This is a genomic window from Solimonas sp. SE-A11 (assembly GCF_030345715.1).
Lineage (GTDB): Bacteria > Pseudomonadota > Gammaproteobacteria > Nevskiales > Nevskiaceae > Solimonas_A.
The window spans coordinates 94,248-120,190 of sequence record NZ_JAUASX010000002.1; the positions used below are offsets into that span (position 1 = coordinate 94,248).

The 25,943-nt window shown below is 68.5% G+C and carries 22 protein-coding genes; 8 read left to right on the forward strand and 14 right to left on the reverse strand.

Annotated elements, in window-relative coordinates:
• Positions 1-20: 20 nt before the first annotated feature.
• The 5 genes from argA to QT386_RS03950 all read left to right on the forward strand — a co-directional run bounded on the left by argA (position 21) and on the right by QT386_RS03950 (position 4,949).
• Entirely contained in the window at positions 21-1,337 is a 1,317-nt protein-coding gene (argA, locus tag QT386_RS03930) for an amino-acid N-acetyltransferase (protein ID WP_289272437.1), read from the forward strand.
• A gap of 11 nt (positions 1,338-1,348) precedes the next feature.
• A complete protein-coding gene (locus QT386_RS03935) occupies positions 1,349-2,716 on the forward strand; it encodes an adenosylmethionine--8-amino-7-oxononanoate transaminase (protein ID WP_301334151.1) in 1,368 nt (455 codons plus the stop codon).
• Positions 2,713-3,438 carry a 16S rRNA (uracil(1498)-N(3))-methyltransferase gene (locus tag QT386_RS03940; protein WP_289272439.1) on the forward strand — a complete coding sequence of 242 codons (726 nt, stop codon included), beginning with the start codon at positions 2,713-2,715 and terminating at the stop codon, positions 3,436-3,438. Before QT386_RS03935 ends, QT386_RS03940 begins: the two co-directional genes overlap by 4 nt.
• A gap of 69 nt (positions 3,439-3,507) precedes the next feature.
• Positions 3,508-4,257 (forward strand): hypothetical protein, encoded by a 750-nt coding sequence (locus tag QT386_RS03945; RefSeq protein WP_289272440.1) that lies wholly within the window; start codon positions 3,508-3,510, stop codon positions 4,255-4,257.
• Positions 4,254-4,949: a Crp/Fnr family transcriptional regulator gene (locus QT386_RS03950; RefSeq protein WP_289272441.1), complete on the forward strand. Its 696-nt coding sequence runs from the start codon at positions 4,254-4,256 to the stop codon at positions 4,947-4,949. The genes QT386_RS03945 and QT386_RS03950 overlap by 4 nt, the downstream gene beginning before the upstream one ends.
• 191 nt (positions 4,950-5,140) lie before the next feature.
• Here QT386_RS03950 and QT386_RS03955 read toward each other — a convergent pair whose 3' ends face one another.
• Entirely contained in the window at positions 5,141-5,611 is a 471-nt protein-coding gene (locus tag QT386_RS03955) for a DUF962 domain-containing protein (protein ID WP_289272442.1), read from the reverse strand.
• Positions 5,612-5,785: 174 nt separating this feature from the next.
• On the opposite strand from QT386_RS03955, the gene QT386_RS03960 reads away from it, so the two are divergent.
• Positions 5,786-6,814 carry a hypothetical protein gene (locus QT386_RS03960; RefSeq protein ID WP_289272443.1) on the forward strand — a complete coding sequence of 343 codons (1,029 nt, stop codon included), beginning with the start codon at positions 5,786-5,788 and terminating at the stop codon, positions 6,812-6,814.
• A 110-nt stretch (positions 6,815-6,924) separates the two neighbouring features.
• Here QT386_RS03960 and QT386_RS03965 read toward each other — a convergent pair whose 3' ends face one another.
• From QT386_RS03965 to QT386_RS04000, 8 genes are all read right to left on the reverse strand, one after another.
• Complete coding sequence (locus QT386_RS03965; RefSeq protein WP_289272444.1) at positions 6,925-7,953, reverse strand: 2-dehydropantoate 2-reductase; 1,029 nt, start codon at positions 7,951-7,953, stop codon at positions 6,925-6,927.
• Positions 7,954-7,968: 15 nt separating this feature from the next.
• Positions 7,969-9,408, reverse strand: coding sequence for an alkaline phosphatase family protein (locus QT386_RS03970; protein ID WP_289272445.1), 1,440 nt, complete (start codon positions 9,406-9,408; stop codon positions 7,969-7,971).
• A gap of 60 nt (positions 9,409-9,468) precedes the next feature.
• Positions 9,469-10,266, reverse strand: a complete 798-nt coding sequence (locus QT386_RS03975) for an SDR family oxidoreductase (protein ID WP_289272446.1) — start codon at positions 10,264-10,266, stop codon at positions 9,469-9,471.
• A gap of 13 nt (positions 10,267-10,279) precedes the next feature.
• Positions 10,280-11,611, reverse strand: a complete 1,332-nt coding sequence (locus QT386_RS03980) for a GDSL-type esterase/lipase family protein (protein WP_289272447.1) — start codon at positions 11,609-11,611, stop codon at positions 10,280-10,282.
• 106 nt (positions 11,612-11,717) lie between these two features.
• On the reverse strand, positions 11,718-14,138 hold the full coding sequence (locus QT386_RS03985; RefSeq protein ID WP_289272448.1) for a neutral/alkaline non-lysosomal ceramidase N-terminal domain-containing protein: 2,421 nt from the start codon (positions 14,136-14,138) through the stop codon (positions 11,718-11,720).
• A gap of 73 nt (positions 14,139-14,211) precedes the next feature.
• On the reverse strand, positions 14,212-15,474 hold the full coding sequence (locus tag QT386_RS03990) for a DSD1 family PLP-dependent enzyme (RefSeq protein WP_289272449.1): 1,263 nt from the start codon (positions 15,472-15,474) through the stop codon (positions 14,212-14,214).
• An 82-nt stretch (positions 15,475-15,556) separates the two neighbouring features.
• Complete coding sequence (locus QT386_RS03995; RefSeq protein ID WP_289272450.1) at positions 15,557-16,945, reverse strand: D-arabinono-1,4-lactone oxidase; 1,389 nt, start codon at positions 16,943-16,945, stop codon at positions 15,557-15,559.
• A gap of 7 nt (positions 16,946-16,952) precedes the next feature.
• Positions 16,953-17,318: a cytochrome c5 family protein gene (locus QT386_RS04000; RefSeq protein ID WP_289272451.1), complete on the reverse strand. Its 366-nt coding sequence runs from the start codon at positions 17,316-17,318 to the stop codon at positions 16,953-16,955.
• A gap of 180 nt (positions 17,319-17,498) precedes the next feature.
• Between QT386_RS04000 and QT386_RS04005 the strand changes: the two genes are divergently transcribed.
• Entirely contained in the window at positions 17,499-18,329 is an 831-nt protein-coding gene (locus QT386_RS04005) for an SDR family oxidoreductase (RefSeq protein ID WP_289272452.1), read from the forward strand.
• 246 nt (positions 18,330-18,575) lie between these two features.
• Here QT386_RS04005 and QT386_RS04010 read toward each other — a convergent pair whose 3' ends face one another.
• The 5 genes from QT386_RS04010 to QT386_RS04030 all read right to left on the reverse strand — a co-directional run bounded on the left by QT386_RS04010 (position 18,576) and on the right by QT386_RS04030 (position 24,468).
• Positions 18,576-19,595, reverse strand: a complete 1,020-nt coding sequence (locus tag QT386_RS04010) for a TIGR00266 family protein (RefSeq protein WP_289272453.1) — start codon at positions 19,593-19,595, stop codon at positions 18,576-18,578.
• A gap of 10 nt (positions 19,596-19,605) precedes the next feature.
• The gene (locus QT386_RS04015; protein ID WP_289272454.1) at positions 19,606-20,289 is read right to left on the reverse strand and encodes a TIGR00266 family protein; all 684 of its coding nucleotides are present in this window, start codon (positions 20,287-20,289) and stop codon (positions 19,606-19,608) included.
• Between the two features lie 3 nt (positions 20,290-20,292).
• Positions 20,293-20,961 (reverse strand): TIGR00266 family protein, encoded by a 669-nt coding sequence (locus QT386_RS04020; protein WP_289272455.1) that lies wholly within the window; start codon positions 20,959-20,961, stop codon positions 20,293-20,295.
• Positions 20,945-22,153 carry a M48 family metallopeptidase gene (locus QT386_RS04025; protein WP_289272456.1) on the reverse strand — a complete coding sequence of 403 codons (1,209 nt, stop codon included), beginning with the start codon at positions 22,151-22,153 and terminating at the stop codon, positions 20,945-20,947. Before QT386_RS04025 ends, QT386_RS04020 begins: the two co-directional genes overlap by 17 nt.
• Before the next feature lie 128 nt (positions 22,154-22,281).
• Entirely contained in the window at positions 22,282-24,468 is a 2,187-nt protein-coding gene (locus QT386_RS04030; RefSeq protein WP_289272457.1) for a molybdopterin oxidoreductase family protein, read from the reverse strand.
• A 142-nt stretch (positions 24,469-24,610) separates the two neighbouring features.
• On the opposite strand from QT386_RS04030, the gene QT386_RS04035 reads away from it, so the two are divergent.
• Complete coding sequence (locus QT386_RS04035; protein WP_289272458.1) at positions 24,611-25,933, forward strand: dihydroorotase; 1,323 nt, start codon at positions 24,611-24,613, stop codon at positions 25,931-25,933.
• Positions 25,934-25,943 lie beyond the last annotated feature (10 nt).

Below are 25,943 nucleotides of genomic sequence, written 5' to 3' on the forward strand. Positions count from 1 at the left end.
GAATGCACTATAATTTATGCATGAATCCTGCTGATTTTGTTGCTGCTTTACGCGGTTGTGCGCCCTATGTGCATGCGCACCACGGCCGCGTGTTCGTGATCGCCTTCGAGGGCGAGGCGGCCGAGCGGGCGGATTTCGACCAATGGCTCTATGACGTGGGCCTGCTGCACAGCCTGGGCGTGAAGCTGGTGCTGGTGCACGGCGCGCGGCCGCAGATCAACCAGCAGCTGGCGCTGCGCGGCGTGGAGCCGCGCTACTCCGGCGGCGTACGCATCACCGACCGGCCGACGCTGGAAGCGGTCAAGGGCGCCGTCGGCAGCCTGCGCATGGACATCGAGGCCCGGCTCTCCACCTCGCTGGCGAGCACGCCCATGGGCGGCGCGCGCATCAAGGTGGCCTGCGGCAACTGGATCACCGCGCGGCCGGTCGGCGTGCGCGACGGCGTGGACCATCAGTTCACCGGCGAAGTGCGCCGGGTGGACGTGGACACCATCCGCCAGGTGCTGGACCAGGACCGCATCGCCCTGCTCTCGCCGGTGGGCTACTCGCCGACCGGCGAGATCTTCAACCTGCGCGCCAAGGACGTGGCCACCGCCGTGGCCGCGGCGCTGGGCGCGGACAAGCTGGTGTTCGTGCTGTCCTCCGACCCCAACGAGTGGAAGCTGGCGGACGACACCGGCGATGCCGGCCAGCTGTCCATGGCCGGCGCCGAAGCCCTGCTGTCGCAGGTCAGCGCCGCCGAGGATCGTGCCTACCTGCAGTCGGCCATCGCGGCCGGCCTCGGCGGGGTCAAGCGCGTGCACCTGATTGCCGCGGCCGTGGATGGCGCCCTGCTGCGCGAGCTCTATACCCGCGACGGCGAGGGCCTGATGCTCTACGCCGACACCGAATACGAAGCGACCCGCGACGCAACCATCGAAGACGTCGGCGGCGTGCTGCAGCTGATCCAGCCGCTGGAACAGCGCGGCGTGCTGGTGCCGCGCTCGCGCGAGCAGCTCGAGCTGGACATCCAACACTTCAACGTCATCGTGCGCGACGGCTTGGTGATCGCCTGCTGCGCGCTGTTCCCCTATGCCGAGGCCGGCATGGGCGAGCTGGCCTGCGTGGCCGTACATCCCGACTACCAGCGCGCCGGACACGCCGCCGCGCTGCTCAAGCGCGTGGAAACCGAGGCACGACAACTCGGGCTGAAGAAGCTCTTCAGCCTCACCACGCAATCCCCGCACTGGTTCATCGAGCGCGGCTTCTCCGAGGCCGCCATCGAGGCGCTGCCGCAGGAGCGCCAGAAGTTCTACAACTGGCAGCGCAATTCCAAGGTCCTGGTGAAATCGTTGTGAACAACGAAGAGATGATGCGCCGCTCGCTGGCGCATGTCTGGCATCCCTGCACGCAGATGAAGGACCACGAGTGGCTGCCGCTCGTGCCGATCAAGCGCGCCGAAGGCGCCTGGCTGGAGGACTTCGAGGGCAAGCGCTATCTCGATGCCGTCAGCTCCTGGTGGACCAACATCTTCGGCCACCGCCATCCGGTGATCGTCGAGCAACTCAAGCAGCAGCTCGACACGCTGGACCACATCATGCTCGGCGGCTTCACGCACGAGCCGGTGGTGGAACTTTCGGAGCGCCTGGTGCGCCTCGCCCCGCCCGGCCTGACGCGCTGTTTCTACGGCGACAACGGCTCCTCGGCGATCGAGATCGCGCTGAAGATGAGCTTCCACTACTGGCAGAATGCCGGGAAGCCCGCCAAGAAGCGGTTCATCGCCCTGACCGGCGGCTACCACGGCGAGACCCTGGGCGCGCTGGCGATGGGCGGCCCCAGCATGTATCGCGACACCTATGCGCCGCTGCTGCTGCAACCGATCCACGTGCGCTCGCCGGACTGCTACGAGCGCGGTGCAGGCGCCTCCTGGGAAGACCATACGCGCCAGATGTTCCGCCACATGGAACTGGCGCTGGAGCAGCACGCGCACGAGACCTGCGCGGTGATCGTGGAGCCCCTGGTGCAATGCGCCGGTGGCATGCGCATGTACCACCCGCTGTACCTGACCATGCTGCGCGAGGCCTGTGATCGCCACGGCGTGCACCTGATCGCCGACGAGATCGCGGTGGGTTTCGGCCGCACCGGCCGCCTGTTCGCCAGCGACTGGGCACCGCCGACGCGCCGCAACCCGGACGCGCAGCCCGGCATCACGCCGGACTTCATGTGCCTGTCCAAGGGACTCACCGGCGGCACCCTGCCACTGGCGGTGACGCTGACGCGCGACTCGATCTACGAAGCCTTCTACGACGAGTACAAGTCGGGCCGCGCCTTCCTGCATTCGCATTCCTTTACCGGCAACCCTCTGGGCTGCCGCGCCGCGCTGGCGACACTGGACCTGATCCAGGACACCCGCGTGCTGGCCACCAACCAGCTGCTGTCGCAGTACATGTGGGCGCAGACCGCCGAGATCCGCAGCCTGCGGCACGTCGCCGAGGTACGCCAGCAGGGCATGATCCTGGCGATCGAACTGTCCAAGGGCGGCCGCAAGGAGACGCCCTTCCCCGCCGAGGAACGCCGCGGCCTGCGCGTGTACCAGCATGGCCTGGAGAAAGGCATGCTGCTGCGTCCGCTGGGCAACGTCATCTACTTCATGCCGCCCTACGTGATCGAACCGCGGGAAATCGAGCTGATGTGCAAGACCGCGCTCGAGGGCATCGACAAGGCCACGCGCGGATGACGCGCATCCACCTTGCGCCGCCGCTGCAGGAAGGCAGCGAGATCGCCTTGCCCGAGGAGGCCTTCCGCCACCTGGTGCAGGTGCTGCGGCTGCGCGAAGGCGAAAGCTTCATCGCCTTCTGCGGCGATGGCGCCGAATACGAGGCCACCCTGACCGCCGTGGCCAAGCGCAGCGCGACGCTGCGCCTGGGTGCGCGCCGCGATGTGGACCGTGAATCCCCCCTGCAGCTCACGCTGGCCCAGTGCGTCTCCAAGGGCGACCGCATGGACTACACCCTGCAGAAAGCCGTGGAGCTGGGCGCGCAGCGCATCCTGCCGCTGCTGTCCTCGCGATCGGTGGTGAAGCTCGACGGCGAGCGCTGGGAGAAGAAGCTGGAGCACTGGCGCGGCATCGTCGTCTCCGCCTGCGAGCAATCGGGGCGCACCCGCATCCCCGAGGTGGCCGCGCCGCTGGCGCTGGACCGCTGGCTGCCGGCCTGCGAGGAGAACGGCCTGCGCCTGACGCTGGACCCGCTAGCATCGCAGGGGCTGGCAACCCTGCCGGAGGTCCGCTCCGCCACCCTGCTGATCGGCCCGGAAGGCGGGCTGTCCGACGCCGAGATCCGCCAGGCCGCACAAGCCGGCTTCCAGGGCCTGCGCGTCGGCCCGCGCGTGCTGCGTACCGAGACCGCCGGCGTCGCCGTGCTGGCGGCGCTGCAGGCCCGATTCGGCGATTGGGCCTAGGGGCTGGCCGTCGCATTGACGGTGGCCGGTCCGGGCTGTCAGCGTGTCGGCATGGGGAATCAAGACAACATGAGAATCATGGCGCCGGCCATCGTTGTACTCGCCGGAATGCTGTCGGGCTGCGGCGGCAGCGATGGCGCCTCCGGCGATACCGCTCCTCAGTCCCTGCACTTCAGCGATTGCGAGGAGCAGACCGCCCTGCTGGTGGTGCCTCCCTCGTCGCTGCCATCGCTGCCGGAGGGCTTCAGCTACGGCAACCCGCTGCCCGGCGTGCCGCTGGCGGGCATCCATATCGCCGGCAGCCGCTGCGCCGACCTGGACGGCCAGGGCCCCACGCAGGACCTGCTGGCCTTCGCGCTGATCGAGCCGCCGGAGGCCTTCAAGTCCGCCGAAGTCACGGCCTACGGCATCCTGCTCGGCGGCTACACCCAGCACGCCTCCACCGCCGCCGCCTTCGAGGCCTGGGGCATGCAGGGCAAGGTGCAGCCGGGCAGCGTGGACTTCCAGCTGACGACAACTCCCCTGGCACGCATCGGCTCGGTCAGCGCCAGCGGCAACGGCAGCAGCGTCACCACGCGCATCAACGGCCTGGGCCCGGCCTACCAGCCCGGCGGCGGGCTCACCCGCGCCTTCCACTTCGCCGGCGGCAAGGTGGTGGCCAGCCTGGATGCCTTCTACACCCCGCAGACCGCGATGATCGGCCTGGGCAGCGCACAGCAGCAGGGCGACGGCCCCCTGCCCCTGGGCTTCTCGTTAGCCACCGGCTCGCATGCCTGGGGCTACGACCTGGAACTGCGCAATCCGCAGAGGTATCCGTGAGCTGGACCGAGGAACGCGCCGCACTGGTCGCCAGCGACTGGTTCCGCGAACTGCCGCCGGACGTGGTGACGCAGTTCGCCGCCATGGCGGTGCGCCGCCGCCTGGCTGATGGCGAACTGCTGTTCGCCCAGGGCGATGCCCCGGACGGACTGTGGAACGTGGTCAGCGGACGCATCCGCGCCGGCAGCGTCTCAGGCGAAGGCAAGGAATTGCTGGTGATGCAGTTCGAGCCTGGCGCCTGGTTCGGCGAGATCTCGATGTTCGACGGCCTGCCGCGTACGCACGACTCGCGCGCCGTGGGCGCCACCGAGATGCTGATGCTGCCGCGCGACAAGTTCCTGGCCGTGCTGGCCGCGCAGCCGGAGCTGTACCCGCACTTCGTGAAGATGCTGTGCCGCAAGCTGCGGCTGGCCTTCAGCTACATCGAGGACGCGCAGTTCGCCTCCTTGCCGGCACGGCTGGCGCGGCGCCTGGTGGACCTGCTGGCACTCTACGGACGCGAGACGCCGGAGGGCCTGCTGATCGACCTGCACCTGCCGCAGGACGACCTGGGCCGCATGCTTGGTGCCTCGCGCCAGAGCGTCAGCAAGGAACTCAAGGCGCTGGAAGCCGGCGGCGTGGTCGCCGTGGACTACGGCAAGCTGCGCATCCGCGATCTGTCGGCACTGCAGAAGATCGCCGACGCGGGCTGACGCCCTCCCGTGGGAGCAAGGCGAGTCGCGACCTTGGAGTTCACAGCAGAAGATCGCGACTCGCGTCGCTTCCACCAAGATAAACGCTGCCCAACGTAGGAGCGGCCGTTGGCCGCGAATGGTTCGGCGGACGGCCGACCCTTTCAGGGCCAACGGCCGCTCCTACATGAAGACTTTTGTACCTGAGGCTTTTACACGCCCAGCTTGCGATACACCTTATCCATCACGAACAGCGGCCCGATCAGCAGGAAGCGTAGGTCATCGACCAGCGAGGGCTTGGCGCCTTCCACCTTGTGGCCGTAGACCTGCACCGCCCAGGCGATCACCCAGGTCGCCAGGCCGATCCACAGCAGCGGGCCACCGGACTGCTGGATGGCGACGATCGCCAGGATCGAGATCGCGAACCACACCGTCATCGCCGCGAAGCTGCCAAAGGACAGGCGCAGGTAGAACAGCCCCGTGGGCAGGGCAAAGATCGTCACCGGGTTGACCCAGGGCGCGATCTCGGCCGACAGGCCCAGCCAGCGGCCCACCGGGATCAGCCACAGCAGCGCCAGCGTGGAGAAGAAGATCGCCGGCACGCAGACCATGTGGATGGCCGAGTTGACCGGGTTCTGGTGGCTGACCTGGTATTCGTTCAGGAACTGCTTGAGCGTGGGCATGTGGGGTCTCCTCGTTTGATGGATGCATCTTGCGCCCCCACCCCTGCCCAAGACTGTCAGCCGCGCGACAGTCGCAGGGGTAAAAATGCCTCAACCCACTCCTTTCGGATCAGGTCAAGCACTTGAAAGCCTTCTGGTTTTGCCTTGAACAACCCATAAAATCGAGGAGAAACCATGAGCAAGCCCATCCGGGTCGTCCAGTGGAGCACCGGGGTGGTCGGCAAGCCCTCGCTGAAGGCCATCGTCGCGCACCCGCTGCTGGAACTGGTGGGCTGCTGGTGCCACTCCCCGGACAAGGAGGGCCAGGACGCCGGGGAACTCTGCGGCCTGCCGCCGCTGGGCATCCGCGCCACCCGCGACATCGACGCCCTGCTCGCAACCCAGCCCGACGTGGTCTGCTACATGCCGCAGTTCCCCAAGGTGGACGAGATGGTGAAGATCCTGGAAGCCGGCTGCGACATCGTCTCCACCGCCTACTTCATCACCGGCACGCAGTTCGGCCCCGAGGCCAAGGCACGCCTGGAGGCCGCCACCCGCAAGGGCGGCTCCTCGGTCTACGGCGGCGGCGTGAACCCGGGCCACGCCAACATCATCGCCCTGGTGGCCTCGGCCGGCTGCGCGCGCATCGACAAGATCTCCGTGCTGGAATCCGTGGACGCCACGCCCTACGAATCCGCCGGCACCTGGGAGGCCATCGGCTTCGGCCTGAAGGTGGACGACCCCACCGCACCGCCGCTGGCCGAGCGCGCCATGCCCTCCTTCAAGGAAGCCGTGGAGATGATGGCGGAGGCCCTGAAGATCTCAGTAGACGAGATCCGCTTCGACGTGGAATACGCCGCCGCCACCGAGGACGTGGACCTGGGCTACATGAAGATCGGCCAGGGCTGCATCGGCGGCCTGCGCTGCTGCTGGTCCGCCCGCGTCAACGGCAAGGCCGTGATCGAGCTGAAGGTGGCCTGGAAGCTGGGCACCAAGCTGCAGCCGAACTGGGCCGTGGAAGACGGCTGGCTGGTGGAGATCCAGGGGCAGCCCAACATCCGCTGCCTCTACCAGCAGACCGGCGGCACGCGCGACTTCGACCCCGCCACGCTGACCGCGATGCCGATGATCCACGCCATTCCCCACGTGTTCGCCGCGCCGCCGGGCATCATCCGCGCGCACCAGCTGCCGCTCATTGCAGGTGCTTACACCGTAGCGACCTGAGCCCGTGTAGCCCGGATGAAATCCCGGATTAGTCCTCGCAGGGAACTGCCCCGGATTTCATCCGGGCTACACGACTTATCGTCACACCGGCTTTCGCCGGCATGACGTGTCTACTCTCCCAACCGCGCCCGCTGCAACTCCCGCAGCAACGCCTCGCCGCTCCACTGCCGCTGGCCACCGTTCTCCACTTGGTGCACCAGCGACATCAGCCGCGCGTTCACCGGCGCCTGCCGACCCTGCGCATAGGCCAGCTTCACCACCTCGCCATTGAGGTAGTCGACCTCGGTCTTGCGGCCCGCCTGCAAGTCCTCCCACATCGAGGAGCGCGCCAGCGGATCGATCTCCAGCATCTGGCTGGCGAGGCGGCGGAACAGGAAGTCCGGCACACCCAGCAGCTTCGGGATCCAGTGCGGCGGCAGCGGCGTGAGCTTGGCCGGCTGCACGCCGGCGGTGTCGAGCAGCGCCAGCAGCTCTTCCTGCGCCATGGCCACGCAGCGCCGGTAGGCACGCTGCGACAGCTCCTCCTTCAGCGGCAGGTCGGACAAGGCATTGACCGCGTTGTTGAGGTTGAGCAGCAGCTTGGCCCAGAGCACCGGCAGCATCTGCGCGTGGCGTTCCAGCGGCAGCCCCGCCTGCTCGAAGGGCGGCAGGAAGCGCTCCAGGGCGGAATGCTCCTCTACTTCAAGCTGGCCCTCGGAGCCGTGGTGGAAGGCGCCGCCGCCCCGGTTGAGCACGTTGAACGGCACCATGCCGGTCAGCACCAAGCGGCCCGGCAGGCGCTTGCGCAGCACCTCGGCGTTGTGCAGGCCGTTCTGGAAGCTGATGACCACCGCGCCCGGCTTGAGCACGCCGGCCAGTTGGGCACCCGCCTCGTCGGTGCCGGCGGACTTAACCGTCACCAGCACCAGGTCGGCATCCGCTGCCGCCTGCGGCGTGGTGGAGAAACGTAGTGCCTGCGGCGCCACGCGCAGGTCGGCGCCCTGCCAGTCGGTAAGCCGCAGGCCGCTGGCGGCCAGCTCCTGCGCCAGCCGGGCACGCCCGACGAAACTCACATCGCTGCCGGCAGCAGCCAGGCGCCCGCCGACATAGCAGCCGATGCTACCGGCGCCGAAGACACAGATGCGGATGGGGCCCGTCATGGTTTCTCCTCGTCTCTAGAAACCGAAGCCCGCACCCAGCCGCCGGATCACGTCCAGCTCCTGTACGTGGCTCACCAGCCGCAGCAGCGGCTCGTCCAATCCCGGGATCGGCGGCAGTTGGATCTGCTCGGGCAGTGGCACCACCGGCAGTTCCGGCAGCGGCACCGGCGACTCAAGCCCGGCCAGGTGCAGGATCGTGGCCAGCGGCAGGCAAAGGCCACCGAAGGGCCCGCCCGGCACATCGAAGGCCGGCGCAGCCGGCTTCGGCGCGCTGGAGAAATCCAGGGCATGCGCCAGGTTGGTGGAACTGGCACGCGCACCCAGCGGCTCGAAGCCGAAGCGCCAGGCGATCATGTTGAGGATCGAGTTCGGATCGAACTGCTGGTGCTCCACGTGCCCGCGCCGCGCGCGCGGCCCGATGATGACGCAGGGCACGCGTCCGCCGAGGCGTCCGTCGTTGCCCAGCGCCGCCTCTTCCGCCGTGACAGGCGCGAACGGCGGCGGCACGTGATCGTAGAAGCCGCCCCACTCGTCGTAGTTGATCACCAGCAGCGTGCGCTCCCAGTCCGGGCCCTGGCGCAGGATGTCGTAGACCTCGTTGAGGAAGGCCTGGCCGTCGCGGATGTCGGCCACCGGGTGATCGTCGCGCGACAGGCTGCCGCCCTCGTTGAAAGTGGAGCCGACGTTGTCGATGTAGGTCAGGTTCGCCAGGCGGCCGGCCATCACGTCGGACTTGAGGCGACTCTTGGTGTAGCGGTTGGAGAAGCCGGTGTACTTGCTGCCCCAGAACGACAGGTAGGACACGTCCTGGTAGTAGTAGGCCACGCTACGGCCCTTCTCGATCATGCGGTCCCAGACCGTCGGCAGCTTCGAGATCTCCACCGAGTTGACCAGGCGATCGGTCTGGCCGGCATGCATGTAGATGCGGTTGGGCGTGGTCAGCCCGAGCATGCTGCTGAAGTAGCGGTCGCAGATGGTCCAGTGCTCGGCGCAGCCCTTGTAGAACGGCAGGCTGTCGGCGGTGTAGTAGCCCACCGCGAAGTCGTCGCCGACCGGCTGCGTCATCAGGAAGCCGTCCATCTTGCCGTCGTTGACGTGGATGCGCCCGCCGTCATAGCTGTGGTCCGGGTCGGCGAGCTGGCAGTTCTGGAAGTTCGGCGCCAGGTTGCGGGACTGGCGCGTGTTGCCGGCCTTGTCCTTGAGGCTCACCCCTGCCTGCACTCCATCCGCCCCCGGCACCCAGCCAAGGAAATGGTCGAAGGAGCGGTTCTCCATCATCAGCACGACGATATGGTCGATGCCGGACTCCTCCGGCGGCGGCAGGCCGCCGGAGCCACCGGGCTGCGTGCTGTTGCCGCAGCCGGGCAGGATCAGGCTGCCGGTGGCCGCGGCCATGCCGTGGATGAAGTCCCGGCGCGTCAGTCCCTGCTGTGTCGCAGGCTTGGTCTTTTTCATGTCGCCCTCCTCTGCCCGAGTGTGCGGCAAAACCCCGGCAACCGCACCGGGGCGCGGAGGTCACTGCACCTTGAGGCGCTTGGCGAAGGCGGTGTAGACCGACAGCGGCAGGAAGCGCTTGATGTACACCACGATGGCCTCCTTGCCCGCGATCATCACCTCGTAGCGGTCCTGCTCCACGGCTTGCCAGATGCGCTCCGCGCAGATCGCCGGGTCCATGCCGGCGCCGATGTCCTTGTCCACCTGCCCCCAGGGCTGGCCGTCCGGCCCCAGGGCATTGGCGGAGACATTGGTGCGCACGAATCCCGGGCAGACCAGGGTGAAGTTCACGCCCTTGTCGCCCAGCTCGATGCGCGCGCTGTCGTAGAAGCCGTGCAGCGCGTGCTTGGCGGCGGCATAGGCCGTGCGCCGCGCCATGGCGATGTGCCCGAACACGCTGCTGACCGTCACCACGTGACCCGACCCGCGCGCCACCATGGCCGGCAGCAGGGCCTTGGTCAGCGCCACCGGCGCGAAGAAGTCTACCTCCATGATCTGGCGGTAGGCCGCCATCGGCGTCTCCAGCGCCGTCGTGCGCTGCGAGATGCCGGCGTTGTTGGCCAGCACGTCCACCGGGCCGAAGAAAGTCCCGGCGCGGCGCGCGGCCTCTTCCGGGTCATCGAGCCGCGACAGGTCCAGCGGCAGCAGGGCCACGTCCTGCGGCCGCGGCAGGGCCTGGCGCACGCGCTCCAGCTCGGCCTCGCGCCGCGAGCTCAGCACCAGCTTCGCGCCGCGTTGCGCCGCCTGTGCGGCCAGGCCTTCGCCGATACCGCTGGAAGCGCCGGTGATCCAGACCACCTTGCCCGCGAGCTGCGTCATGTTCGATTCTCCTTCAGGGGTTGCAGTGTCCCACCGGCGGCGGTACCAGCGCCTCCAGCGGTATGACCTGTGCCATCGCCGCGAAGCCAATGGAGTTCGGGTGCAGCAGGTCGGGAAAATACAGGGCCGTGTTCGGCAGCGACGGCAGACCCGGCAGGCCGAGTGCCGCCTCAAAGTCCGCGATGCCGTAGAAGGAGCCGTCCGCGCGCAGCAGTTCGTTCAGGCGCCGGCGCTGCGGCTCCATGGTGGCGGGCTTCCAGTTGTCCAGCGGCGGGATCACGTCCAGGCGCGGCGGGATCGTGCCGACCACCACGCAGAGGCCCGCGGCGCGGGCGCGGTCCGCCAGCGAGCGGATACCGGCATAGATCGGCTCGGCCGCGACGCCGGCGCCAAGGTCATTGGTGCCCTCGAAGATCACCACGGAACGCACGCCGGAGCGCTGCAGCACATCCCGGTCGAAACGTTCCACGGCTGGCGGGCCCTGGTAGGCACTGTCAGGGTCCAGCGCCTCGCGGGTCACGGTGTTGCTGTTGATGCCCTGGTTGAGCATCGCCATGTCGATGCCGGCGCTGCGCAGGCGCGCGGCAAACCAGTCGGGCCAGCGCGTGTTGGTTTCAGGCACGGAATAGGCGCCGTCGGTGATCGAGTCGCCGATGGCGACGATCGCGCCCGGCGAGCCGGGGGCCAGCACGTCGATGCCGCTCAGGAAGAACCAGCCCAGCGTCGGCTGCGGGAAGCTCAGTCCGGTGGGATCACCGGTGCCGTCGCCCAGGAACGGCAGGCCGACGTAGTTCAGCGCGAAGGACACGGCATGCCAGGTGATCGGCCCGCTCTCGCCGACAACCTGGAAGGACACGGCGAGGTCCGTGCCCACGGCAAAGGGGAACTCCACCGCGTCGCTGACCGCCTCCGCACCGGGGGCGATGACCACCTCCGCCTTTCCGCCGAACAGTACCGTGCGGCCGCTGCCGGGCAGGATCGCCGGCCCGATCAGGCGCTGCGCCACCTGCACCGGACCGATGTGCAGCGGGCGGTCGCCCACCAGATTGGACAGGCGCACGCGCAGCGTCTCGCCGCCGAGCGAAGGGCGCACCACCATGCGGAAACTCTGGTCCACTGCTTGGTTGCCGGGCAGCAGGCTCGGAATCGGCGGCAAGGGCACTGGCAGGGCCACCGGCAGCAGGCCACTCAGGGGCCCTAGGGGATACGGACCATAGGGCGCGGCGGCCCAGGCGCCGACCCAACCTTGGTCGCTGCGCGCCGTCGCGGGATCGACCGCCTCGCTGCCGCCGCAGGCGGACAGCAGCAGGATCAAGGCCAGCAGCGCCGTGCGGCTCCAGACCATCCCCTCTCTCCTCGTCGTTGTCGTTATTCCGACAGTCTGCCTCGGCCAGCGCCGGGCAGACTGTCAGCCTCGCGACAATGCGTGGGAGAAATTCAGCCCACCCCGCTCAAGGGCAGTCGGATACCGGGGCGCCGACGGTGAACGGGCTGGAGACGCCGCTGTAGGCCGCCTTGGGCAGCACCAGCGTCTGCGCCGAGCCCTCCAGGCGCAGGCGGTAGATGCCCGCCGGCGTGTTCTTCGGGATGGACCACACCGCCTCGGCGGTGGAGGACAGGCCGCTGCCCACCACCGGCAGGTCGATCGGCAGCACCTGTGGCAGCGCCGGCTTCCAGACGAACAGCAGCTCCGGATCGCGGTCCTGCGCCACCACCTCCCAGTTGCCGTCCGCCTTCTGGCGCTCGGCATAGACGTAGCTCTGCTGGGTGCGCAGGTCGTTGCGCGGGTGGCCGGACTGGAACTCGGCGGTCACGGTGTCACCCGGCGCAGCCGTGGCGGGCACATCGGTCACCAGGCTGCCGAACGCGCGCACCGGCAGATCGCCGGCCACGTAGGGCGTGCGCAGCAGCACCGGGTTGCCTTCGACGTAGGCCGGGCCTTCCGGTGCCGGCTGGTCGTCGCGCATCGTCAGCGCCAGCCGGCGCAGTTCCTGCTGCACGGCGGCCAGCGTCCAGGGCCCGAAGATGTTGGAGGCGCCCTCGTACTGCTGTGCGGCGTATTCCTCGCGCGTCGGCAGGTAGTGCACGAAGTCGTTGGTCAGCGGCGCCACCACCACGGTGTCCACACCCACCGGCGCCAGCACCTCCAGCATCTGCTTGCGGATGCGCCGCGCCGACATGGTCGGCACCTCCCAGGGCAGGCCGACCACGGCCAGATTGCCCAGGCGGATCACCTGGAACGGCAGCACCAGCGGCTCGGCCGGGATGCCGCCCGCCGACAGCGGCAGCGCTACCGGCTTCTCGGCCTGGCAGGAGAAATCCCCCAGCACCGGGTTCGCCGGCAGGTACTTGAGGTTGCACATCAGCGCCGTGGACACCAGGTTCAGCGGCAGGATGGCGGGCGGCAGGCCCACGGCCTCCGGCGGGCGGATCGCCAGCAAGGTCTGGAAGTCCGCCGCGGCAGCGGCCAGCAGGTCGAAGCCCGCGGAGCAGCCCACGCCCTCCACCGCCGGGCCCGGGCCGTCCTCGGCGCCGGCGGCGAACGACGGCCCCAGGGCCGGCGAGCAGGTGCGCTTCACCTCGGCGTCCATCTCCGCCGGGTGCTGCAGGCTGGCCAGCACCACCGGGTCGGTCACCTCCACGTCGTCCATCCGCACGTGGAACAGGCGGTAGTCCACCGGGCCCGACAGCGCCGCACCGCGGGCGTAGAGCTCCAGGGCCTTGGCCAGGTGCTTGGTGCCGGAGATGGCGTTGGACTCGGCGTCGTCGGCACCGCCGCCGCGCGTCGGGTCCGGATGCGGCCGCTCCAGGATGAAGAGGTTGGGCGAGGCATCGCCCTGGTCGGCCTGGGCGAAGGCGGCCACGAAACTGTCAGCACCCAGCTGGTTGTCGTAACGGGTCTTCATGATGCGCTCGAAGCCCAGCGCCGCGTAGCCCTTGTTGTCCGAGCTGACCAGGTGCTGTGTCGGCCCCATCACGGTGGCGTGCACGCCGAACCAGTTGAGGATGCCCACCGCGGAGCCGTCGGCGCGCACCAGGTTGAGCTGCACCATGCGCTTGTTGTTGCGCACCTCCTCACCCCGCGTGTTGAGGAACTCGCGGCGCTCGGACTCGGCGTTCATCTCGTAGGCCGGCGCGGAGCGCTGGATGCTGGCGTTGAGCAGCTCGCCCGAGGCCATGCCGATGGCCGCCGTCTGCGGATGTGCCTGCAGGTTGGCGTCGGCGCGCTTCAGCGCCTCGATCATGCCGCCGGCGATGGCCTGGAAGGTCGTGGCGTCGAAGCCGAAGTGGAGCAGGTTGTGCGCGAGGTGGTGCGAGTATCCGGCCGGACCCTGGTGGGTGTGCGTGGCCGACAGCATCAGGTTGTCGGGGCCGTAGCGCCCGGCCAGGGCCGGGTCGGCGGCGATAGCGGCCAGCACCTGGCTGCGCAGCGCGCCGGTCATGATGCCGATGTCGGCCACCACCAGCATCACGCGCTTGCCGTTGCAGGGCGACTCGATGGCGAAGGCACGCGCGTACTGGCGCTGGTGCAGGCCGGCGAAAACCTGGGCAGGGTTCTCCCAGCCCATGCCGCTGGTGTTGGCCACCGGGGCCGTGATGTCGTACAGGCCCGAGCCGAAGCGGAACTGGCTATTGCCCTGGCAACTCGCGGGCGTGCCCACCCGGGGCACGGCCACGTCCAGGCGACCCGGCGCATCCAGGCCGGCGCCCACCTGCAGGTAGGGGCTCTTCATCACGCAGGCCGCACGCTGCGGGTCTGCCAGCGTGGCGGAGCCCACCGCCCCGCCCTCCGGCGCGGAACTGCGGCTGTTGCAGCCGGACAGGACGGTGGCCAGCAGGAGGGCCACGGCCGGGACGATGTGCTTTCTCATGGGGACGCTCTCCCTCTACGCCGGTTCGACCGGCTTGGATTAGTAATGGTGAAACACGGCCAGGATGCTGGCCTCAGGCCAGCACCGGCCATTGCTCGACGATGCGCCCGCCGCGCACGGCAAGCAAGTCCCCGAACTCCAGCAGTACCGCCTCGGATTGCTGCGGCCGCAGGAAGACGTGGTCATCCACCGCCAGGCCGGTACCGGCGGAGGCGGTGACGTTCTCCTGGTTGGAGCTCTTGCCATAGAGCCCGTTGCGGCGCAGGCCGCGCGGCGACTCGTAGTCGGCCATCCAGTTGCCGCCATAGACGAAGAACATCTCGCGCGCATTCGGATCCCAGGCCCGGACCAGGCTCGACAGGCCCTCCAGCTCCGGCAGGCGCAGCGGCCCCACGGCCTTCAGCACCGGCGTGGCGATGAACGCGGCCGGGACATGTTCCGCCAGGGTGTCGATGTCGAAATGCGTGGGCTTGAGCAGGGCCGAGCCCACCGAGATGTCGTTGCAGAGGCTTTCCTGCTCGTGCAGCTTGTAGGTGGGGCTGCCGGCGGTGTTCAGCGTCAGGTCCTCGCGCCACAGCGCCGGGTGCCGGCCGCGCAGCAAGGCCACGCGGCTCTCGTAGGTCTGCATGACGGCCGCTAACAGCGACTCGCGCGAGCCAGCCAGGCGCGGCAGCGCCGTGACCTGGGGGTCATAGCCCATGAAGCCGGCAAACTCCAGCCGCTGCGGCTGCGCCTCGATCAGCGCCAGCATGCGCGCCAGGGTCTCGTCGTCGCCCACGCCGCCACGATGCAGGCCGACGTCGATCTCGATGTTGATGCGCAGGCGCGTACCCAGGCCCTGTGCCAGCTCCAGGTACTGCTGCAGCCGCTCCGGCGTATCCACCAGCCACTGCATCTGCCGCACCGGGTCGAAAGTGCCTTTCAGCTCGCGATAGAAGCGCTCCGCCGAGCGCACCGGCAACGGCTTGCCGAGCAGGATGTCGCAGCCTGGAAACAGCCGCGCATCGGCGTTGGCGAAGGGCTGGTGGAAGGACATCAGCCGGTTCGTGCCGGCCTTGCGCATCACGTAGTCCAGCAGCTTGGGGCTGGGCAGCGACTTCTCCACCACGCGGTAATGCCTGGGAGCGCGCACGGACGCCATGACCACATCGATGTTGCGGTCAAGCCGGTCCAGGTCGATCAGCAGGCAGGGCCGCGCCGGCCCGTTGCGACGCAGCTCGTCGTTGAGCGCGCGGAAGTAGTCGTCATAGGGCTGGGCCTCGGCCCGCGGCCGCAGCGCCAGGGCCGCGCCGGCACCCAGGGCCGCGGCACCGATCACGAAATGGCGTCGCTTCATCTTTGACTCCTCACCCACCCTCGCCACCGTTCGCCCCGAGCCTGTCGAAGGGTGAACGGCCCAGCCCTCTCGGCAATGCTGTTCAAATCACGCCGAACACCGACCGTAGATGCGCATTCAGGAAGCGCCCCTGCGGATCCAGCGCCTGCCGCACGTCCGTGAACTCCCTCCAGCGCGGATAGAGCTTCTGCAGATGGCGTGCGTTGAGCGAGTGCAGCTTACCCCAGTGCGGACGGCCGCCGTACTTCCAGAAGATCGGCTCGATCTCGGCGAAGTAGTTGTGGTGGTCCATGGTGTAGTGCTGGTGGATCGAGATGGCACAGCGCTCCCCGCCTTCGAACATCGAGATGGGGATATCGTCGCCCTTGATGTAGCGGTACTCGATGGGGAACCAGGTCGGCAGGCGCTTCTTGTCGATCAGCGCCAGGATTTCCCTCAGGCAGGCCGGCCCCACCTCCGAGGGCACGGAGTATTCCATCTCGTTGAAGCGCACGTTGCGCACGTTGGCGAAGACCTCGTAGGACTCGCCAACGCGTTCCTCGAAACCCGCTGTGGACGCCACCAGGTTCAGCAGGGCGCGCCGCGCGGCCGGCCAGTCGCTGCCGTACTTGTCGAGCCGCGCGATCCACTTGATGTACTCGTTGCCGCCCTCCGCCTCGGGATCGGCCGGCGGCGGGCTCGGCGGGTCGGAGGTTTCGTTCAGCGAAACGGCGGCGGAATAATCGGAGTGCGTGAGGACATGCATCTCCCAGTGCTGGTTGCCGCGACGCAGTTCGTCGATGCCCTCCAGGATCTCCTCGGTCTTCCGCACCCACATCTTCTCGCGCAGGCGGAAGGCCGGCCGGTTCTGCAGCTTCACGCGCGTGACGAAGCCCAGCGCCCCCAGGGAAACGCGCGCGGCATTGAAGACCTCCGGGCGGTTCTGCGCGTCGCAGTCCAGCGTCTCGCCGGCCGCCGTGACCAGGCGCAGGCCGGTGACCTGGGTCGAGTACGAACCAAAGCCGATTCCCGTGCCATGCGTGGCGGTGGCGATGGCGCCGGCCAGGCTCTGGTGGTCGATGTCCGCCATGTTGGTCAGCGCCAGGCCCGCCGCCTTCAGCGGCGCGCCCATCTGCGACATCGGCGTGCCGCCCCACCATTCCGACTGCTGCTGACCGGCATCCAGGCCAATCAGCCCGCTGAGGCGGGCCAGCGAGACGATGGTGCCGTCGGTGGGCACCAGCGCACTGAAGGAATGCCCCGCGCCCACCGGGCGGATGACATCGCGGCTGGCCCGTAGCAGTTCGGCCAGGGCCTCTTCGCTGGCGGGGCCCAGGCGCGCGGCCGGTATGCAGCTCTGCGCACCGGACCAGTTACGCCAGACCATCACACGGTTGCGCCGCGCCGCGGCCGCGAGGCCCGGCAGGCCCATGGCCCCGGCCGCACCCACCAGTGCCAGCCCCTTGATCAGTTCACGACGTGACAGGCTCATCGGAGGCTCAGTCGAATGTGGTGCCAGACATCAGCTCGATCAATTCCTCGAACTGTTCCTCGCTGCAGTCCATGCAGGCGCCCATCGGCGGCATGGACTGGAAGCCATTGATGGTGTGATCCAGCAGGGTGTCGATGCCCTGCGCCACGCGCGGCGCCCAGGCCTTGGCATCGCCGGTCAGCGGCGCGCCGGTGCCCGGCACGGCATGGCAGCTCCTGCAGCTACGGTCGTAGAGCGCCTGCAGTTCGGCACTCGCAGCCACCGGAGCGGAGGCCGCCGCAACCGGGGCGGCAGGCGTCTCGGTCCTGCCGCAGGCCGCCAGCAACAGGAGCAGCACGGGCAGCATGGCCCGCTTGGCCGATTCGATACGCATGAGGTCCCCTCCGACCCGGAATGTCGTAGTGGGCATGCTAGGTCCCCGCCCTCAGCCTCACGAGCGCCGCCGCGGACGCCCAGGGGGTTCGCGGCGGACGGCTGTGACGCAGGCCTCCCGGCGCAGCCGCGGGGCCCGGTAAGCTGCGCAGGAACACCGACCCTGGCGAGTTCCCGCACCATGCAGCCTGATTCCCCGCGTGTCGTCCTCATCACCGGCGCCTCCTCGGGCATCGGCAAGGCCTGTGCCGAGCACCTGCAGCGCCGCGGCTACCGCGTCTACGGCACCAGCCGTCGTGTCCCGCCGCTGCCGGCGGAGCCCGCCCCTGGCCTGCGCATGATCGCGATGGACGTCACCTCGGAGACCTCCGTGCGCCAGGCGGTGGAGCTGGTCCTGGCCCGGGAGGGCCGACTCGACGTGGTGGTGAACAACGCCGGCTGGGGCATCGCCGGCTCGGTGGAGGACACCAGCATCGCCGAAGCCCAGGAACAGCTCGATACCAATTTCTTCGGCGTGCTGCGCGTCTGCCAGGCGGTGCTGCCCACGCTGCGCCGCCAGGGCTCGGGCTACCTGATCAACATCAGCTCCATGGGCGGGCTGGTGGCCATCCCCTTCCAGGGCCTCTACAGCGCCAGCAAGTTCGCGGTGGAAGGCATGACCGAATCCCTGCGCATGGAACTGCGGCCCTACGGCGTGCAGGTGGCCATGATCGAGCCGGGCGACTTCCGTACCGGGTTCACCGCCGAACGCCGCATGGCCGTGGCCGCCGCGGAAGGCCCCTACAAGCAGGCCCTGTGCACCGCGGTGACGGTGATGGAGAAGGACGAACAGGGCGGCGCCACGCCGGAGGCGATCGCCTGGCGGCTGGAGAAGATCATCAACACGCGCCAGCCGAAGCTGCGGCACTTGGTGGGTCCGCTAGCACAGCGCTTCGCCGTGGGTGTGCTGAAGAAGCTGCTGCCGCAGCGCTGGTTCGAGCGGATGATTGCGGGGTATTACCGCATTGTTTGAAGCGAGCCCCTCGCTCACTTGTGGGAGAGGGGTTGGCAAGGGCATGGATGCCCGAGGTGGGGCAACGCAGGAGCAGTTGCCGGGGAGAGGGTGCTGTGAATCGTGCCCACCTTCCGAATGCCAGAAAAGCGGTGGCGCCGTCCATGGCGGGACTTCATCTCCCGATCTGGCCCCGGCCCGGCCATCCTTGGCCGGGCGTTCGGCAATGCAGGCAATGCCATTTAGGCATTGCCAAAGCGCATTGCCTCACCCCTTCTTCGCCACTCTTCGGAACGGGAAGGTCCACGCAATGAACGCCCCCACCTTGCGCGTCTGGATCCAGACGCGGCCGCGGCCGGAGAAGCGGCAGACCAGGCCCTCGCCCGAGAAGAACAGCGACTTGTAGCCGCCGACCTTGGTGATGCGGTACTCCAGGCCGTCGGTAAAGGCCACGATGTTGCCGGTGTCCACCACGTAGTCACCGTCCACATCCACTTCAATTACGCCGCCGTAGCTCGAGAACCATAGGTCGCCCTTGCCCGAGCAGCGGATCAGGAACAGGCTCTCGCCCGAGAAGAAGCCCTTGGTCAGGCCCTGCCACTTGCTCTCCACCGCCACGCCGGGGGTGGAGGCGACATAGCCCGAGTTCTGCAGGTAGATCGTCTGCCCGTCGAGATACAGGTGGCGCATGTCGCCCGGTGCGCCAGCGGCAATGCCGATCTCGCCCGGCGCATGCTGCGCGGTGAACTCGTTGATGAAGATTGACTCGCCGGTGACGAAACGGCTGAGGCCTCCGCCGAGCTTGGTCTTCATGGTGATGTGCGTGTCCATCGTCGCCATCGCCGAGGCCTCGACCTTCAGCGTCTCGCCGGCCGGGATCTTCACGGTGAGGAAGGCGAAGTCCGGCTCGCCCTCGATGCGGAAGGCCAGGCCAGGCTGCGCTGCCGGCGGCGGCGGCACGGGAGCAGTGGCGCGCGGCACTGGCGGCGGGGACAGCGGAACCGGAGGCGGAGTCGCGCCATTGGCGCGCGCTGGCACCTGCGGCGGCACGGCTTCGGCAGGCTGTGCCGTGGCATGCGCCCCCATCTGCTGCACCTGCTCGACGATGCGCTGCGCCGTGGCGGCGTCCACGCCCTTCTTGATCACCACGGGGCGTCCGCTGATCAGGCCTTCCGCCTGTGCCGGCTGCAGGCCGAACTTGGCACCGAACAGCGCCACCACGCGGCTGCGCTCGGCGCCCGCCACCAGTTCGCCGGTGAGCAGGACGTTGTATTGGGTTTCGCTCATGGTCGGTTCCTCAGCGGCTGCGCGGCTTGAGGCTCGGCGTCAGCGCACGGCCGAAGCTGCCCGGGTTGTGCGACTGGCACCAGACCGTGCCACGGCCCTTGAACTTGCAGACCAGGCCTTCGCCGCCGAGGATCGAGTGGATCCAGCTCTTGCCGGCCTTGCTGAGCTCGAACTTCAGGGTCTCGTTGAAGGCCACGATATGGCCGCTGTCGACGATGTACTCGCCGTCGACCGGCACCGGGTAGATCGCACCGAAAGAGCTCAGCAGCACCTTGCCGCGGCCCTTCAGGTTGAGCCAGAAGACATGCTCGCCGGACAGCAGCGACTTGAAGCCCTGCCAGCCCATGCCAACCTCCACGCCCTCCTCGCTCGCCACCCAGGAGCCGCCCTGGACGATCAGGCTCTCGTTGTCGAGTTCATGTACCAGCATGTCGCCGGCGAGCGGCGTGCCCAGCCAGACCTCGCCGCCGTCGCGCGGCGAGCTGAAGTGGTTGAGGAACAGCGACTCGCCGCCCAGCATGCGCTTGAGGCTCTTCAGCAGCGAGCCGGAGCCTTTCTTGTGCGTGGTGGTGGTGATGCCCATGTCGCCGCTCATGGCGATCATCGCGCCGCCCTCGGCGGTCAGGGTCTCGCCCGGCTCCAGCCGCACCTTCGCCGCGGTGTTGCCCGGGCGGTGTACCAGTTCGATCTGCATGCCCTATCCCCAGAGCTTCGGGTTGATCCAGCCGCTGAGGCCGCTGATGCTGCGCGTCTGGATGACGTACTTGCCCTTGCCGGACAGGCGCGTCACCAGACCTTCGCCGCCGAAAATGCTGGAGAAGATGCCGCCCGCCAGCTGCAGGCGCAGCTGCACCCCCGGCTCGTAGGCCACCAGGTGGCTGGTGTCGACGATGGTCTCGCCGTCCAGCGCACGCTCCAGCAGCGCACCGTAAGCGCCGTACCAGACACGGCCCGGGCCGGTGACGGCCATCTTGAACAGCCCCTCGCTGGCGATCCAGGACACCAGCCCCGCCCACTTCAGGCCCAGTGTCACCGACTCATCGGCGGCCAGGAAGGCGCCCGGCTGCAGGTAATAGGTCTCGCCGGCCGCCAGTTCGCGGCACAGGATGTCGCCCGGCGTCGGCTGCACCAGCGTGAGCGTGCGCGGCTGCTGCGTGGCATTGCTGAAGCGGTTGATGAACAGCGACTCCCCACCCAGGTACTTGCGCGCCAGGCCGCGCCAGAAGCCGCCGTTGAGGCGGGTGCGCAGGTCGAGCTCGGCCGACATGCTGGCCATGGCGTCGGACTCGGCAACGATCGACTCACCGGGCTCCAGCATCAGCTGCAGGTAGGCGAATGCCGGCCTGCCCTCAATTGCGGTTTTCATCTTCCGTCCCTTCCTCTTCGTCCTTGTTGTCTTGCGCCACGATAGCCCGGACCTGCTCCTGCAGGCGCTGGAAATCGGCGTCCAGGTTCACGTAGGGCCCCGGCTGCTTCGCCGCCATCTTGCGGATGGCCTCGATGCGGTCCTGGGTCTGCGGATGCGTGCTGAGGAACTTGGAGGCTCCCTCCAGCACATCGGCGGTGCGGTCACCGGCCGTCTTACGGATCTTCTCCTGGCGCTTCTTCTCCTCCGACTGCACCAGCTCGAAGAAGCGCACCATGCCCAGCGGATCGATGCCGGCGCGCTGCAGCAGTTCCACGCCGCGCTTGTCGGCCTGCTTCTCGAAACCGCGCGAATAGCTTTGGTTGAGCAGCAACGGCGCGGCGGAAGCCAGCGTGGCCGCCAGGCCCGCCACGTCGCCCAGCAGGGCCTGCGCGATCAGCAGCACGCCGGCCGAGGTGATCACCGAGCGCATGCCGTGCTGCTCGGTGACGTGCGACATCTCATGCGCCACCACGCCCAGCAGCTCGTCGGCCGTGCGCGCGCGCAGGATCAGCTCGGAGTTGATCACCACGTAGCCTCCCGGTAAGGCAAAGGCGTTGATCTGGCTGTCCTTGGCGATATGGAAACGGAACGGATAGCGCGGCTTCTCGATCTGCTGTTCCAGCGGGTCGGTGAGCTTCTTCAGCTGCGCCGCCAGCGCCTTGTCCTCCACCAGCTGCGCGCCGATCTCGTACTGGGCGAAGACTCGCTTGCCCAGCCCCTCCTCCCACTCCGGCGGAATGCGCTTGGCCGCCATGCCGGCGAAGATGTCGATGTTGAACAGAAAGGCCAGCGGCAGGCCCAGCAGCAGCAGGGCGATGGCAAGGGTCGCCAGCCAGCCACCGGTGCGCTTGCGGCGCATCGAGGACAGGGCCGGCTGCAACTCGGGCTGCTGCGCCAGCAGAGGATCGGCGATCAGGCTGCGGTCGTCGGTGTATACCGACCAGCCCAGCCGGGCCGGGTTGCTGATGAACACGAGGCGATCCGAGGCGCCACCCAAGCGCAGCTCCGCGCCACGGAACGGGAGGTCCACCGCGCCGGTAGCGCAGCGGAACTGGAAGCCCAGCGGCGTGACCAGCAGCTCGCCGGAGCTGCGGCCATCGGGCAGACTGTCATGAAAAGCATGTGCGGCGTAGCGGGACGGCGACGGCAAAGCGGCTCTCCCCGGGAGTCGGTGCGTCTGCGGCGAAATGCAGGCGCCAATCTACTGGAGCCCATGGCCCCGGACAACGTGGTCCGGTCGTCAGGTGTGCCGCAGGTCCGCTTTTACTCCCCGATCCGTCAGGCGGCCCGCACCCTCGCCGCTTCCACCGTCACCGGAATACCATTGAGCGCGGCGTTGCCGGACAGTGCGTCCAGCGCCTGGTCGTCGGTGAGGTCATTGGCGCTCTGCCCCGCCTGCGCCTGGGCGATGCGCAGCTTCACACCCGGACGTGCATGCCCCCAGCCGTGCGGCAGCGAGACCACGCCGGGCATGATGTCCTCGGTGGCCTGCATCTCCACGTCCACGCTGCCGACACGGGAACTGACCCGCACCATCTGCCCATCGGCCAGGCCGCGCGCCGCGAGATCCTGCGGATGCATGAACAGCTGATGACGCGGCTTGCCTTTCACCAGCCGCTGCGAGTTGTGCATCCAGGAATTGTTGCTGCGCACGTGACGGCGGCCGATCAGCCACAGCTCGCCCGGCCGCGGTGCCGCCGCTTCCTGCGACAGCAGCTCGCGCTCGAAACGCTGCAGGTCGGCCAGCACCGCCGCGGGGGCCGCGGCGATACGCTTGCTCTTGCCATGCAGCCGTTGCGGCAATGCCGGGCGCAGCGGCCCCAGGTCCACCCCATGCGGATGGGCCTTGAGCTTGGCCAGGCTCAGCCTCTGTGGCGCCTTGCGGCCGTAGGGCCCCAGGCGCAGGCCCAGGTCCAGGATGCGATGCGGCGGCGCACGCAGCAAGAACTCATCCTTGAGCTTGGCGCTGAGCCGCTTCATCAGCGACCCGCGAGGGCGCTCGTCCTGGCGCTCGCGCAGGCGCCGGCCCAGCCTGGCGAAGATTTCCCAGTCGTGCAACGCGCCCTTGGGCTTGGGGAAGATGGCCGGGCTGTACTTGGCGGTGTTGCGCACCGCCAAGTGGTGGAACACCAGGTCGTAGTGATCGTGCTCCAGGCCACCGGTGGGCGGCAGGATGAAATGCGCGTGCCGCGTGGTCTCGTTGAGGTAGGTATCCACGCAGACCATCAGGTCGAGCTGCTCCAGCGCCTGGTCGAGCTGCCGGCCATTGGGCGTGGACAGCACCGGGTTGCCGGCGATGGTGATCAGCGCCCGCACCTGGCCCTCGCCGGGCGTCAGGATCTCTTCCGCCAGCGCCGACACCGGCAGCTCGCCGCCGAACTCCGGCAGGCCGCGGACGCGGGTCTTCCAGGCGGCGTAGTGGCCGGGCTTGGAATTGCCGCCCTTGATCAGGTCCACCGCCGGATGCGGCAGCATCACGCCGCCCTCGCGGTCGAGATTGCCGGTGGCGATATTGAGCAGCTGGATGGCCCACTGGCACAGCGTGCCGAAAGCCTGCGTCGACACGCCCATGCGACCATAGACTGCGGCGGTCGGCGCCGCTGCCAGGTCGCGTGCAATGCGCCGGATGTCGTCCGCCCCGATGCCGGTGACGGCCGCGGCGCGCTCAGGCGTATAGCTGCGCAGCGCCTCCGCGGCCTGGTCCAGGCCATCGGTGAACTGAGCCAGCCGGCCGGGCTTGGCCAGGCCTTCGTTCAGCACCACGTTGAGCAGGGCCAGCAGCAGGGCCGCGTCGCTGCCGGGGCGGATGAAGTGGTGCTCGTCCGCGACCTCGGCCGTTTCCGTGCGGCGCGGGTCGATCAGCACCAGCCGGCCGCCGCGGGCCTGCATCGCCTTCAGTCGGTTGCGGAAGTCCGGCACCGTCCACAGGCTGCCATTGGAGGCCATGGGATTGGCGCCCAGCATCAGGATGTACTGGCTGCGGTCGATGTCCGGCACCGGAAGCAGCAGTTGGTGCCCATAGAGCCAGTAGGCCACCAGCTGGTGCGGCAACTGGTCCACCGAGGTGGCGGAATAGCGGCTGCGCGTCTTCAGCGGGCCGAACAGTGCGGCGCTATGGGTGAGGTTGCCCCAGTTGTGCACACTGGGGTTGCCCAGGTAGGCCGCGACGCTGTTGACGCCATGCTGGCGCTGCACCGCCACCAGACGGTCGGCGATCTCGTCCAGCGCCTCGTCCCAGCCGACCTCCTCCCAGCGTTCACCCACACGCTTGAGCGGTCGCCGCAGGCGGTCCGAGTCTTCGTGCAGGTCCTGCAGCGCCACGGCCTTGGGACAGATATGCCCCCGCGACAACGGGTCCTTGTCATCGCCGCGGATCGAGACGATACGCCCGTCGCGCACCCGGAACTCCAGGCCGCAGATCGCCTCGCAGAGGTTGCAGGCACCGTAGTGGACTTCTTCGCTCATTGGGTCTCCTCGCTGGCTGCAGGCTAGCCCCGGTCTGGTGCCGGAGGCCCATCATAGCGAGCCCCGGCCCGGCCCACACGCCCAGCCCTGACGGCCCGGCAAAGGCGTAAAATCGGCCGGACTACCCGCCCGGAGGCCCCCGATGTTGATCACCAACGCCCACATCATCAACGAAGGCCATGAAACCGCCGCCGACCTGCTGATCGTCAACGGCCGCATCGAGAAGATCGCCCGCAAGATCAACGCCCCCGCCGGGGTCCAGGTCTACGACGCCAAGGGCCAGTGGCTGCTGCCCGGGGTGATCGACGACCAGGTCCACTTCCGCGAACCTGGCCTGACCCACAAGGGCGACCTCTACACCGAGTCGCGCGCCGCGGTGGCCGGCGGCACCACGTCTTACTTCGACATGCCGAACAACATCCCGGCGATCACCACGCGGGAGTTGCAGCGCCAGAAGTACGCCATGGCCGAGGGCCGCAGCTTCGCCAACTACGCCTTCTACTTCGGCGGTGCCAACGACAATCTCGAGGAGATCGCCGCCCTGCAGCGCAACGAGGCCTGCGCCATCAAGGTGTTCATGGGCGCCTCCACCGGCAACATGCTGGTCGACAACCCCACCACCCTCAACGGCATCTTCGAGCGCGCCCCCATGATGGTGGTGACGCACTGCGAAGACACCCCGATGATCAAGGCCAACGAGGAGGCCGCCCGCCAGAAGTACGGCGAGGACGTGCCCTGGTCCGAGCACCCCAACATCCGCTCCGCCGAGGCCTGCTACGAATCCACGCTGCTGGCCACCACGCTGGCCAAAAAGCACAACGCCGACCTGCACGTGCTGCACCTGACCACCGCACGCGAGCTGGAGTTCTTCACCCCCGGCCCGATCAAGGGCAAGAAGATCACCGTGGAGGCCTGCGTGCATCACCTCTACATGGACGACCGCGACTACGCCGCCCTCGGCGCGCTGATCAAGTGCAACCCCGCCATCAAGACCCCGGAGGACCGCCGCGCGCTGGTCCGCGCCGTGATGGAAGACCGCATCGACATCGTCGCCACCGACCACGCCCCGCACACTGCCGAGGAAAAGGCCAACAAGTACTTCAAGGCGCCCTCGGGCCTCCCGCTGGTGCAGCACTCCCTGCTGATGCTGATCGACCTGGTCAAGCGCGGCGAGATGAACATGCGCACCGTCGTGCAGAAGACCAGCCACGCCGTCGCCGACCGCTTCGGCATCCCGGACCGCGGCTACATCCGCGAGGGCTATTGGGCCGACCTGGTGCTGGTGGACCCGCATGGCAGCACCACCGCGCGCAAGCAGGACATCCTCTACAAGTGCGGCTGGTCGCCGGTAGAAGGCCGCACCTTCCCCGCCAGCATCCTCGCCACCTGGGTCAACGGCAACATCGTCTACCAGGACGGCCAGGTCGTCGGCGGGCCGCGCGGCCAGCGCATGAACTTCGTCTGAGCCGGGGCCG